We start from the raw sequence: 11,739 nt of genomic DNA, 5'->3' as shown, positions 1-11,739 counted from the left end.
CAGGGGCCCGCCCCTCGGGAGCCCCACCTGTCGCATCCCCCCAAGCGCTCCATTCCGGCGCGTCGCTGGTCCAAGATGGCGCACCCGGGCGCCCCACCCCGGCGCGGCGGCGCGCACCGAGCAACCGTGCCGCGCGCTGTGAAGCCGTCCTCATGTTCGCTTGACCCGAGGGCACCCCCTTTTATATTTGACCAGTCCGGTCCACATTCATGTGGTCCGTTGTAGGCCCTGCCGCTGCGCGCGGATTCACCGCGTCGCCGGGGAGCGGAGGGTGTTCCCCTCCCACGTCTCTTCTCGAGGAACCCATGCTGAAGCTGCCCATCTACATGGACAACCACGCCACCACGCCGCTGGATCCGCGGGTGCTGGAAACCATGATGCCGTACCTGCGCGAGGACTTCGGCAACGCGGCCAGCCGCAACCACGCCTTTGGCTGGAAGGCGGAGGCGGCGGTGGAGAAGGCCCGCAAGCAGGTGGCGGAGCTCATCGGCGCCTCGGACAAGGAGATTGTCTTCACCTCGGGCGCCACCGAGTCGGACAACCTGGCCATCAAGGGCGTCATCGAGTTCTACAAGTCCAAGGGCGACCACATCATCACCCTGAAGACCGAGCACAAGGCCGTCCTGGACACCTGCAAGCGCCTGGAGCGCGTGCGTCAGGAGCGGCTGGACGAGCTGAAGCTCCTGCGGCTGTCGCAGCTGGCCGACCGCGACGTGCAGCCCGAGGAGCTGGCCGAGCTGGCGTCGCGCCACGACATCGAGAACGACCCCACCTACCGCAAGTGGGCGGAGCTGCCCACGGGTGGCGCGCGCGTGACGTACCTGGACGTGGAGGCCGACGGACGCGTGAGCCTGGAGAAGCTGGCCGCGGCGATGACCCCGCGCACGGTGCTCGTCTCCATCATGCTCGCCAACAACGAGATTGGCGTCCTGCAGCCCATCGCCGAGATTGGCAAGCTGTGCCGCGAGAAGGGCGTGCTCTTCCACTGCGACGCGGTGCAGGGCATTGGCAAGGTGCCCTTCGACGTGGAGGCCATGCGCGTGGACCTCGCCTCCATCACCTCGCACAAGATGTACGGCCCCAAGGGCGTGGGCGCGCTGTACGTGCGCCGCAAGCCCCGCGTGCGCCTGGCGCCGCTGGTGGACGGCGGCGGACATGAGCGCGGCATGCGCAGCGGCACGCTCAACGTGGCGGCCATCGTGGGCTTCGGCGCGGCGGCGGAGCTGGCTCGCACGGAGCTTGTGTCCGAGGCCCAGCGCCTCACGCGCCTGCGCGAGCGCCTGCGCACCGGCATCATGGAGCAGTTGGACATGACGGTGGTGAACGGTTCGCTGGAGCACCGCCTGCCGGGCAACCTCAACATCTCGTTCTCCTACGTGGAGGGCGAGGCGCTGATGATGGCCATCAAGGATGTGGCGGTGTCGTCTGGCTCGGCGTGCACGTCCGCGTCGCTGGAGCCGTCCTACGTGCTGCGCGCGGTGGGCGTGGAAGAGGACATGGCCCACAGCTCCATCCGGTTCGGGCTCGGCCGCTTCAACACCGAGGAGGAGGTCGACTACGTCATCCGACTCATGGTGGACAAGGTGCGCAAGCTGCGCGAGATGAGCCCCCTTTACGAGATGGCGAAGGAAGGCATCGACCTCAAGAGCATCGAGTGGACGGCGCACTAGCGCCCCCCTTCTCAACGGCGGCCCGGGCGGATATGGGAGCCCCCGCCCCCCAGGCCGCGAGTCGTTTTCTCCCGGTCCGCATCCGTCCCAGCGGCAGTTGAAGGAGCAGCAATGGCTTACAGCGACAAGGTCATCGAGCACTACGAGAACCCGCGCAACGTCGGCACGCTCGACAAGAACGATCCGAACGTGGGCACGGGCCTGGTGGGCGCGCCGGCCTGCGGCGACGTGATGCGGCTGCAGCTGAAGATCACCGACGAGGGCGTCATCGAGGACGCCCGGTTCAAGACGTTCGGCTGCGGGTCGGCCATCGCGTCCAGCTCGCTCGTCACTGAGTGGGTGAAGGGCAAGACGGTGGACCAGGCGATGACCATCTCCAACAAGGACGTGGCCCGCGAGCTGGCGCTGCCGCCCGTGAAGATCCACTGCTCCGTGCTGGCCGAGGACGCCATCAAGGCAGCCATCGAGGACTTCAAGAAGAAGCGCGCCACGCGCCAGCAGCCCTAAGGCGCGAGCGCCGGAAGCGAGGACACCATGAGCGAGCAGGCAATCAGCCCTCAGCAGACGCCCACCCCGGCCCCGCCGGTGAAGGCGCCGCGCGGCATCACCCTGGCGGACAGCGCCGTGCAGCGCTTGAAGGAGCTGCTGGAGCAACGCCAGACGCCTGAAGCGGGCCTGCGGCTGGCCGTGCGAGGCGGCGGCTGCTCGGGCCTGGCCTACGCCATGGAGTGGGCGGAGAAGGCCAAGGAGCGCGACAAGGTCTTCGAGCGGGACGGCGTGCGCGTCTTCGTGGATCCGAAGAGCTACCTGTACCTCATCGGCACCGAGCTGGTGTTCGAGCAGACGCTGATGGCGTCCGGCTTCAAGCTGAACAACCCCAACGTGAAGGCCGCGTGCGGCTGCGGAGAGAGCTTCTCCGTCTGACGCGCCCCTTCACCGCCACGCCCCTCCCCTTTGGGGGAGAAGGCGGCTGGGCCCGGCCCCCGATGCCGGGCCCATTTTTGTTTCCCCCGACGAGGACGACTTCCATCGTGAGGACCCACTTCGACGTGTTCGGGCTGCCCCGCGCCTATGACGTGGACGTGCCGGCGCTGGAGAAGCAGTACCGGGAGCTGTCGCTCCAGCTCCACCCGGACCGCCAGACGAACGCCAGCGCTCGCGAGCGCCTGGAGGCGGCCGAGCGCACCACCGCCCTCAACGAGGCCTTCAAGACGCTGAAGGACCCGGTGCGCCGCGCCTTCTACCTGCTGAAGCTGCACGGGGTGGACCTGGACCGGGAGGACGCCGGCGCCCAGAAGGACATGCCCCTGGAGTTCCTGGAAGAGGTCATGACCCTGCGCGAGGCCCTGGACGACGCCATGGCGGCTCGGAACGTGGCGCAGGCGCGCGGCATGGCCGCCGACGTGGAGGCGCGCCGGAAGGCAGCGCTCACGGAGGCGGCCGAGGCCCTGCGTGCCCTGGAAGGGAGCGGAGACGCCGCTCAGGTGAGAAAGGCGTCGCATGCCCTGGGGCGCTTGCGCTACTTCACGCGCTTCCTCGAGCAGGTCGACGCGTTCGAGGAGGAGGTGCTCGCGTGAGCAAGAACGGCTACCTGCAGATCCACGACCCGCTCAAGCCCAAGGGGTACGCGGTGGGCATCGACCTGGGCACCACCAACTCGCTGGTGGCGTCCGTCGTCCATGGCAAGCCTCAGTGCGTGCCGGTGGACGAGAACGCGTCGCTGCTGCTCCCCTCGGTGGTGAGCTACGCGAAGGATGGCGGCGTGGTGGTGGGCGCTCGCGCGCGGGAGCTCGCGGCGCAGGCCCCCACGGACACCATCGTCTCCGTGAAGCGCTTCATGGGCCGCAGCCCGGATGACGCCGAGACGCGCAAGCTGGGCCACGCCCGCTTCGTCCCCGGCGGCAAGGTGGTGCGCTTCGAGGTGGCCGGCGGCCAGCCCGTGACGCCCATCGAGGTGTCAGGCGAAATCCTGCGCGCCCTCAAGCGCCGGGCCGAGGCCCACTTCTCCGGCAAGGTGGAGCAGGCCGTCATCACCGTGCCCGCGTACTTCGACGACGCCCAGCGCCAGGCCACCAAGGACGCGGGCCGGCTCGCGGGCCTGGAGGTGCTGCGGCTCATCAACGAGCCCACCGCCGCCGCGCTCGCCTACGGGTTGGACCGGGGCAGCCAGGGCACCTTCGCCGTCTACGACCTGGGCGGCGGCACCTTCGACATCTCCATCCTCAAGCTGGTGGACGGCATCTTCGAGGTGAAGTCCACCGGCGGCGACTCGGCGCTGGGGGGCGATGACTTCGACCGCGCCATCGCGGCGCGCATGCTGGAGGCCCTGGGCGCCACCGCGCCCGACGCGAGCCTGGTGGCCGAGGCGCTCGCCGCCGCGCGCAAGGCGAAGGAGGCCCTCACCGACGCGGCCGAGGTGACGCTCACCGTGGGCGGCCGTGAGCACGCGGTGAAGCGCGCGGACTTCGAGCAGTGGATCCTCCCGCTCGTGCAGAAGACGGGCGTGGTGTGCCGGCGCGCGATGAAGGACGCGGGCGTGGCGGCCGGAGAGCTGGACGGCGTCATCCTGGTGGGTGGATCCACTCGCGTGCCGGCCGTGCGCCGCTTCGTGGCGGAGCTGTTCGGCCGCGAGCCGCTGGGCGACATCGATCCGGATCAGGTGGTCGCGCTGGGCGCCGCGGTGCAGGCGGACCTGCTCACCAACGTCGACCGCCAGGACGAGCTCTTGCTGCTCGACGTCATCCCCCTGTCGCTGGGGCTGGAGACGATGGGCGGGCTGGTGGAGAAGCTCATCCCCCGCAACACCACCATCCCCACCGCGGCGGCGCAGGTGTTCACCACGTTCAAGGACGGGCAGACCGGCCTGGACGTGCACGTGCTCCAGGGCGAGCGCGAGCTGGTGGAGGACAACCGCAGCCTCGCGCGCTTCACGCTGTCCGGCATCCCGCCGCAGGCCGCGGGTCTGGCCCGGGTGGAAGTGCGCTTCTCCGTGGACGTCAACGGCATCCTGTCCGTCACCGCCAAGGAGCAGAGCACCGGCACGGCCCAGTCCATCACCGTGCAGCCCAGCCACGGCCTCTCCGAGGAGGAGATCGAGCAGATGCTGCTCGACTCCATCGACTCGGCCGAGGACGACATCCAGGCCCGCCAGTTGCGCGAGCAGCGCGTGGACGCCGAGCGCGTCCTGGCCGAGGCCGAGCGCCAGCTTCGCGAGAACCCCACCCTGCTGGACGCGGCCGAGCGCGCCACCATCGACGCGGCGCTGGAGAAGCTGCGCCAGTCGGCGGGAGGCTCGGAGTACCTGGCCATCAAGGACGCCATCCATGTGCTCGACGAGGCCTCCCGCCCGTTCATCGAGCGGGTGATGAACCGCGCCATCACGCAGGTGGTGGCTGGCCACTCGGTGGAGGAGTACTGACCGTGCCCAAGGTGACCTTCAAGAGTCCGCTGGCCGAGCTGAGCGTGGACGTCCCCCCCGGCACCACGCTGCTGGACGCCGCCGAGAAGGGCGAGGCCCAGGTGGGCCACAGCTGCGGCGGGGTCTGCGCGTGCTCAACCTGCCACGTGTGGATCCGCAAGGGGCTCGACTCCCTGAGCGAGCAGACGGATCAGGAAGCCGACCGGCTGGACATGGGGTTCGACGTCCGCCCGTACTCCCGGTTGAGCTGCCAGTCGGAGATCGGCAACGAGGACCTGCTGGTGGAGATCACCGAGGAGTCCCTGTCCGCCTTCATGGATGAGAACCCCGCCATTCGTCATCGGCTCGAGGCCGAAGGGCGTTGGCCGCTGAAGAAGTGACGGCGCAACGTAGTGCTTGACGGAGCGGGGCAGGTTCCCTATATGTCCTGCCCATCGCAGCGCCCCACCCGCCCAGGTGGTGGAATTGGTAGACACACTAGATTCAGGGTCTAGCGCCTGCAAGGGCATGGAGGTTCGAGTCCTCTCCTGGGCATGAAGAAGCCCCCGGTCGAAAGACCGGGGGCTTTTTGTTTTTCTGGGCTCAGGGTGACGCCGGCTCCACCGCCTCGTGGGCCACGTGATGCGCGGCCTCGCTGGCCAGCTTCCCGCCCTTGCGCAGATCCTGGATGCGCAGCTTCCGCACGACGACGGAGACGGTGCCCACGGCCACCTGGCTGAACACGGTGCCCAGGTGCGTGAGCGCGGAGAACGCCGCCGCGGACTCGGGCGAGGCCCCCAGCTCGCGCGCCGCCCAGCTCGTGACGAAGTAGTAGATGCCCAGGCCCGCGGGAACTCCGGGCACGGCCTGTCCCAGCGAGATGGCGCCCAGCACCACGGCTCCGGCGAACAGCCCGCCGCGCACGCCGATGCCATGGAGCGCGAGGCTGTAGGCCGTCGCCGAGGCGAGCACCGGGGGAATGGAGAAGAGGAACACCTTGGCCAGCCCTCGGAACGAGCGCGCGGTGCCGAGGCCCTCGCCCACGTGGGTCAGGAAGCTGTCCACGCGCGGCAGGCTGTGACGGCGGTGCAGCCAGTTCCCCAGCGGCGCGGCCCAGTGGGCGAGCAGCACCACCAGCGCCACGAGCCCGATGCACAGCGACAGCGCCACGCGCAGCTCGGTGCGGAAGCGCGCCAGGGTCGGCGCGAAGGGCCCCAGGAACGAGAGCGCCACCAGCAGCATGAGGCAGGCGAACTCCAGCAGCTTGCAGACCACCACCGTGCCCAGGCAGCGCACGAAGGGCACCCGCTCCGTGCGGGACAGGAGGAAGGCGCGCGTCACCTCCCCCAGCTTCCCCGGCAGCGCGTTGTGGACGAAGGCGCCAATGGCCACCAGGTGGTAGCGCTCGCGGAACGGGATGCGCCGGCGCAGCGTGGCCTGCCACTGCACCGCGCGCAGGGGGATGAGCGCCGCCTGCAAGAGCAGGAAGGGCACCCACCACACGAGGTGATGGGGGAGGCTCCGCACGAAGTCGCCCAGCGGGAAGCGCGGGGTGAGCAGCGGACCGCCGCGCAGGTTCCACCGGAAGAAGGCGGTGGAGATGAGCGCGACGGAGAACGCCGCGCCCAGCACCGCGGCCAGGGCCTTGACGAGCGCGCGGCCTCCCTCAGGGCGCGAGGCCACCACGGTCACAGCACCACGCGCCTCGGGGCCGGATCCAGGTAGGCCTCGGCCAGCCGCTCATGAAGGCGGGAGCAGTGCCCCAACCCGCCCAGGTCGAGCCGCGCCTCCGCGGGCCAGCACACCAGGCTGTTGGCCTCCGTGCGCGTCAGTCCTCCGTGCGAGCCGAACTCCCAGGCGAAGCCCACCGTGGCGCCCCGCCCCACGGGCTGACCGAACAGCACCAGGTCCCCCGCCGTGGCCATGCGCGGCAGCCCCAGCAGGAAGTCCGCCACGGCCCGGCGACTGAACTCGCTGTCCAGCGGCGCGCGGTCCAACTCGTCGGGGCCATAGACGCCATCGCCCACAATCACCACCGCCTGGGTGCCGCGCCGCACCGCCACCATGCCGATGTCCCGGTTGCGCGTGGCCCTCGCGAGCACGTCACCGTACCGGGCGAGCAGCTCGCGCGCCTCCAGCGGCTCGGGCTCGCCCGAGAGGTAGACGTGGGCGAAGTTGCCCGCCTCGATGACCACGGGCGTGAAGGGCTCTCGCGCCGGGAGCACCGGGGGCAAGGGCGCGCGCCCATCCAGGAGCCCACGCACCACGTCCGCCGAGAGCGTCTCGGGCGGCCCCTCCAGCAGCACGGACTCCAGGCGGCGCCCCTGTCGCTGCTCCAGCGGCAGGCTCTCCACGTGCCCGTGGTCCGAGACGAGCACCACGTCGTAGGGCGTGGGCGCGGCGCGAGCCACCGCGTACAGCCGCGCCAGCGCGTGGTCCACCCGGTACAGCTCCTCCAGCGCCAGCGCCGAGCGCGGCCCGCGGCGATGGGCCACCTCGTCGTAGTTGCCGTACACGAGGTAGATGAACGGCACGCCGCGCACCAGGTCCACCAGGGACTTGGTGAACGCGAAGCTCCACCCGAGCCGCTGCAAGAGGATGCGACTCAGGAGGAAGGACGCCTCGTGTCGCCAGTCCCGCAGCGCGGCGGACCAGGTGAGCACCTCGCGCGCGGCCAGCCAGGACTCCATGCCGAACGAGCGCAGGAAGTCCCAGGCGCTGCGCGTGCGCGCCGGCAGAAGCCCCTCCATCTCCGCCGAGAACGAGCGCGCCATCAGCTTGTAGCTGCCCAGCGTGCTCATGCAGAGGCGGTTGGCGGCGCCCGCCTGGAAGAGGGAGAAGTAGGTGTGGCCGCCCCCGTCGAGGAGGCTCGTGCGCCCCAGGCCGCGCAGGCGCACGTCCACCGCCAGCGCGTCCGAGGGCGTGTTCATCTGAACCTTGCGGCCCAGCTCACGATCGAACCAGCTGTAGCCCGGCAGGTTGGGGTGCTGGAGGCCATAGAGCAGCCCCGCCTGGAAGAATGGCGTGGAGGTGGGAGCGCCCCAGAAAGCGTCGTCCAGGTGAAATGCCCCCGAGCGAACCAGTCGCCCGACGAACGGCATCCTCCCGGCGACAATCGCCTCGTCCAGGAGGGCCTTGGGTACGCCGTCCAAGTGCACCAGCAGCACGTTCCTGGACCGCGGCGCCGCCACCGGCGGAATCTTCGCCCCGATTCTGGACACCAAGGACTGGGCCCATTCCTGAGTTTGCGGGCTGTTCACGTTGCTTGCGGTGCGCACGAGGTTGACGCCTCCCCTCCCCCGGCAGCGAAAATGGGCATCCGGGGGGACGGGAACTTCTGGGGCCGCGCAGCTCTCTTGGAGGGCGAGCGGGCAGAGCTTCCGTCCCGGGCTGGAATGATCCGCCCCCTCGTGGGGCTCACCGGGGTCTCGATGCTCGTTCCCGCAGTTCTCCTGCTCGTCACGTTGGGCGCGGCCACCGCGGGACGGCCCGCGCCTGGGCTGACGCCTGCGAAGAAGACGCCCGCGATGGACGCCATCGCGCTGCCACTGGTGAGCTTCAACTCGGACCAGGGCCTCGGCTACGGCGGCGTGGGCGGCATGTACCTGTACGCGCCCGGCAAGACGCCCTACGCGCACGCCATCGGCGCCCAGGTGTTCTTCACCAGCAACGGCGCGCAGAACCACTACCTGCGCTACGACGGTCCGCAGCTCATTGGCCCGCTGCGGTTGGAAGCGCGGCTGGAGTACCGACGGGAGAACCGCAGTCCCTTCTTCGGCGCGGGCAACCGCTCCGCCCCGGACTTCCGGGGCGACATGGATGACGAGCGCTACAACTACGACAAGGGCTCCCCGGGCTTCTGGGTGCGCCTGCGCGGACGGCCCTTCGGCCCCAATCACCCGCTCCAGTCCTACGTGGGCTACGGGTGGCGCTACACGCAGGTGTCTCCGTATGCCGTCTCGGTGCTGGCGCAGGAGAAGCCCATCGGCATCGAGGGCGGCCCCAACGGACAGCTCCTGGCCGGCGCGCTCTGGGACACGCGCGACGACGAGTCGGATCCAACGACGGGCGGCGTGGAGGAGCTGTCGCTGCGCGTGTCGGGACTCGCCACCTTCAGCCGCTACCAGTATGCGGGCATCACCCTCAGCGAGCGCCGCTACCTGAAGCTGTCACCGAGGCTCTTGTTCGCGCAGCGGCTCACCCTGGACATGCTGTTCGGCGAGGTGCCCTTCTTCGAGTGGACGATGACGGGCGGCGTGAACGTGTCCGAGGGCATCGGCGGGATGAACAGCGTGCGCGGCATCGAGCGCAACCGCTTCGCCGGCAACGTGAAGGCCTTCAGCAACTCGGAGCTGCGCTACCAGGCCACGCAGCTGTCCATCCTCGGGCAGCCCATGAAGCTGGGCGTGGTGCTGTTCCTGGACCTGGGCCGCGTGTGGCACCCCGGCGTGCCCAATGGCCCGTGGCACGAGTGGCACCCGGGCATCGGCGGCGGCGTGCGCCTGTCCCGGCGCGCGGCGGTGGTCCGCCTGGACTACGCGCGCTCCACCGAGACGGGACGCCAGCGCTTCTACATCACCTTCGGGCACATGTTCTGAGCGCTCAGGCGCGCGCGTCCAGCCAGCCGCGCAGCCGGGCATCCGTCACGGCCTCGCCACGCACGCCGGGCTCCACGTCCAGCGGCAGGGTGAGGAAGCCGCGCGACTCCAGGCCCTCGCGCAGCGCATCCCGGGCCGCGACATCCGGCGCGAAGAGGATGCAGCCATCTCCCCCGCCCGCGCCGGACATCTTGCCCGCGCAGCCATAGGCGCCAGCCAGCGCGAGCACGCGGCGCATGCCCTCGGTCTCCAGCGGGCCCAGCTCCAGCAGCAGCGCGTGCTGAGCCTTCACCGCCTCGGTGAAGGCGCGGAAGTCTCCGCCGCTCAGTCCAGCTTCCACTTCCAGGCCCAGCGCGTCCGAGCGCGCCACGAAGTCGCTCCGGCCCGCCTCGCTCAGCCGGGCCTCCACTTGCGAGATGAGGACCTTGGTGGAGGCGCTCTCGCCCGTGAAGGCGTAGGCCATGGCGACGCGCGGCGCGGGCAGCCGCCACGCATCCACCGGCGCGGACTCCGCGAGCGCGGCGAGGAAGCGGCCCGTGTTGCTCGCCTCCGCGAGCGGCGCCACGTCATAGCGGCGGTAGCGCAACAGGCCACCGGAGTAGCTCGCCGCCACGTCGCCGCCGCTGCCCTTGCCGCCCTGCCCCAGCGCGTGCGCCACCAGCGCGAGCTTCAGCGCATCGAAGCGCGCCTCCAGCACGAAGCGCGAGGCCTCTGCCGCCAGCACCGTCGCGCACGCGCTGCCGCCCATGCCCAGCTTGTGGCCATTGGGTCCGAGCGCTCCGGGCGCGATCGCGAGGTCGAACCCCACGCTGGCGCGGCCGTGCGCTCGCAGCGCCTCGTCCAGGGTGCGCGCCACGAAGGAGAAGCCCGCGGGCACCTCACGCTCCCAGCGAACGCCCAGGGGCGTGGTGCTCCCAGCGAGCGTGCCCTCTTCCAGGCACACGTGGACCCGCGCATCGGCTCGGCGGCGCACGTACGCGTGCGTGCGCGGCGCCACGGCGGCCACTCGCGCCACGCCGCCCCACAGCACCGCGTACTCGCCCGAGACGAACAGCTTGCCGGGCGCGGAGAGGGCCCGGTCCATCAGAAGAGGTGCTCCGTGCGCAGCACCGCGTCGCCGCCCGGCACGCACCGCACCACGTCCAGCGCACCGCACGCGCGAGCCAGGGCCTCGGCCGCCACCTCGTGCGCCGCGTCCGTGAGCAGCACCGGGTTGGGCCCCGCGTCCAGCGTGAACCACACCGGGATGCCCTTCTTGCGGTGCTCGCGCAGGTGTTGGATCAGCCCGAGCGTCGCCGCGCTCATGTAGCTGAGCGGTGGATCCGCCGCGAAGGACGTCGCGTGCATGCGCCACGCGTTGCGCTCACAGAGGTCACCCAGCGCCTCCAGGTCGCGACGCGCGATGATGTCTCGCGCGCGCGGCACCTCGGCCTCCGCGTCCTTCACCCACGCGGGGTAGTACGGGCTGGTGTCCACCGTGTGCTTCATCCCGTCCCGCGACTTCACCTCTTTCTCGCCGCGGTCGAGGATGGCCACCACCATGCGCAGCTCCGGCCAGTGGCCCGCGTCGAAGCGCTGCACCGCGTAGCTGTCCGCGCCATCCGCGCGCTCGCCCCGCTGCCACTCGCAGAAGCCGCCCTGCACGCTGCGGCACGCCGAGCCGCTGCCCAGCCGCGACAGCACGCTGGCGGACTTCGGATCCGCGGGCAGCTCCGCCGCCGCGCGCGCCGCCACCGCGAGCGCCGCGAACCCCGCCGCGCTGCTGGCAAGGCCCGCCGCCATGGGGAAGTCGCCCCGAGACACCACGCGGGCCGGGCCCAGCTCCTGGCGTCCCTCGGCGCGCAGCGCGTCCAACAGGCGCAGCACGCGATCGCGCTCGCTGCCCTTGGACACGTGGCCGTTGATCTCCACCTGCTCCGCCGCCACGCCGAACTCCACCGTCGTCGTCACCGACATGGGCGCGAGCGTCAGGGACAGGCTGGACTGGTGCGGAAGGATGAGGGCGTCATCGCGCTTCCCCCAGTACTTCACGAGGGCGATGTTCGGATGCGCCAGCGCAGTCGCTTTCATGCAA

11 protein-coding genes and 1 tRNA gene are annotated in these 11,739 nt (G+C 70.7%); 8 read left to right on the top strand and 4 right to left on the bottom strand.

What is annotated here, in order from left to right:
* Positions 1–308: 308 nt before the first annotated feature.
* From JGU66_14665 to JGU66_14635, 7 genes are all read left to right on the top strand, one after another.
* Positions 309–1,670: an IscS subfamily cysteine desulfurase gene (locus JGU66_14665; GenBank protein ID MBJ6762014.1), complete on the top strand. Its 1,362-nt coding sequence runs from the start codon at positions 309–311 to the stop codon at positions 1,668–1,670.
* Between the two features lie 111 nt (positions 1,671–1,781).
* Complete coding sequence (gene iscU / locus JGU66_14660) at positions 1,782–2,177, top strand: Fe-S cluster assembly scaffold IscU (GenBank protein ID MBJ6762013.1); 396 nt, start codon at positions 1,782–1,784, stop codon at positions 2,175–2,177.
* A 27-nt stretch (positions 2,178–2,204) separates the two neighbouring features.
* Positions 2,205–2,594 (top strand): iron-sulfur cluster assembly accessory protein, encoded by a 390-nt coding sequence (locus tag JGU66_14655; GenBank protein MBJ6762012.1) that lies wholly within the window; start codon positions 2,205–2,207, stop codon positions 2,592–2,594.
* A 107-nt stretch (positions 2,595–2,701) separates the two neighbouring features.
* Positions 2,702–3,247: a Fe-S protein assembly co-chaperone HscB gene (gene hscB / locus JGU66_14650; protein ID MBJ6762011.1), complete on the top strand. Its 546-nt coding sequence runs from the start codon at positions 2,702–2,704 to the stop codon at positions 3,245–3,247.
* Positions 3,244–5,088, top strand: coding sequence for a Fe-S protein assembly chaperone HscA (gene hscA, locus JGU66_14645; protein ID MBJ6762010.1), 1,845 nt, complete (start codon positions 3,244–3,246; stop codon positions 5,086–5,088). Before hscB ends, hscA begins: the two co-directional genes overlap by 4 nt.
* A 2-nt stretch (positions 5,089–5,090) precedes the next feature.
* Positions 5,091–5,468 (top strand): 2Fe-2S iron-sulfur cluster binding domain-containing protein, encoded by a 378-nt coding sequence (locus JGU66_14640; protein ID MBJ6762009.1) that lies wholly within the window; start codon positions 5,091–5,093, stop codon positions 5,466–5,468.
* 70 nt (positions 5,469–5,538) lie between these two features.
* Positions 5,539–5,622: transfer RNA gene (locus JGU66_14635), tRNA-Leu, on the top strand.
* A 48-nt stretch (positions 5,623–5,670) separates the two neighbouring features.
* On the opposite strand, the gene JGU66_14630 is transcribed toward JGU66_14635, so the two are convergent.
* Together JGU66_14630 and JGU66_14625 are read right to left on the bottom strand one after the other, a co-directional pair.
* Complete coding sequence (locus JGU66_14630) at positions 5,671–6,750, bottom strand: flippase-like domain-containing protein (protein ID MBJ6762008.1); 1,080 nt, start codon at positions 6,748–6,750, stop codon at positions 5,671–5,673.
* Positions 6,751–6,755: 5 nt separating this feature from the next.
* A complete protein-coding gene (locus tag JGU66_14625; protein MBJ6762007.1) occupies positions 6,756–8,267 on the bottom strand; it encodes an alkaline phosphatase family protein in 1,512 nt (503 codons plus the stop codon).
* A 231-nt stretch (positions 8,268–8,498) separates the two neighbouring features.
* On the opposite strand from JGU66_14625, the gene JGU66_14620 reads away from it, so the two are divergent.
* A complete protein-coding gene (locus tag JGU66_14620; protein MBJ6762006.1) occupies positions 8,499–9,665 on the top strand; it encodes a BamA/TamA family outer membrane protein in 1,167 nt (388 codons plus the stop codon).
* A 4-nt stretch (positions 9,666–9,669) separates the two neighbouring features.
* Here JGU66_14620 and JGU66_14615 read toward each other — a convergent pair whose 3' ends face one another.
* Positions 9,670–10,749 carry a phosphomevalonate kinase gene (locus JGU66_14615; GenBank protein MBJ6762005.1) on the bottom strand — a complete coding sequence of 360 codons (1,080 nt, stop codon included), beginning with the start codon at positions 10,747–10,749 and terminating at the stop codon, positions 9,670–9,672.
* Positions 10,749–11,735 (bottom strand): diphosphomevalonate decarboxylase, encoded by a 987-nt coding sequence (gene mvaD, locus JGU66_14610; GenBank protein ID MBJ6762004.1) that lies wholly within the window; start codon positions 11,733–11,735, stop codon positions 10,749–10,751. The genes JGU66_14615 and mvaD overlap by 1 nt, the downstream gene beginning before the upstream one ends.
* Positions 11,736–11,739 lie beyond the last annotated feature (4 nt).

It is taken from the genome of Myxococcaceae bacterium JPH2, assembly GCA_016458225.1.
GTDB lineage: Bacteria > Myxococcota > Myxococcia > Myxococcales > Myxococcaceae > Citreicoccus.
This window is presented reverse-complemented; position numbering and strand designations above follow the sequence as displayed.

Excerpts from the sequence above, each read along its gene's own strand:
- JGU66_14620 (MBJ6762006.1), top strand. The coding sequence starts at position 8,499 with ATGCTCGTTCCCGCAGTTCTCCTGCTCGTCACGTTGGGCGCGGCCACC.
- JGU66_14655 (MBJ6762012.1), top strand. The coding sequence starts at position 2,205 with ATGAGCGAGCAGGCAATCAGCCCTCAGCAGACGCCCACCCCGGCCCCG.
- JGU66_14615 (MBJ6762005.1), bottom strand. The coding sequence starts at position 10,749 with ATGGACCGGGCCCTCTCCGCGCCCGGCAAGCTGTTCGTCTCGGGCGAG.
- iscU (MBJ6762013.1), top strand. The coding sequence starts at position 1,782 with ATGGCTTACAGCGACAAGGTCATCGAGCACTACGAGAACCCGCGCAAC.
- mvaD (MBJ6762004.1), bottom strand. The coding sequence starts at position 11,735 with ATGAAAGCGACTGCGCTGGCGCATCCGAACATCGCCCTCGTGAAGTAC.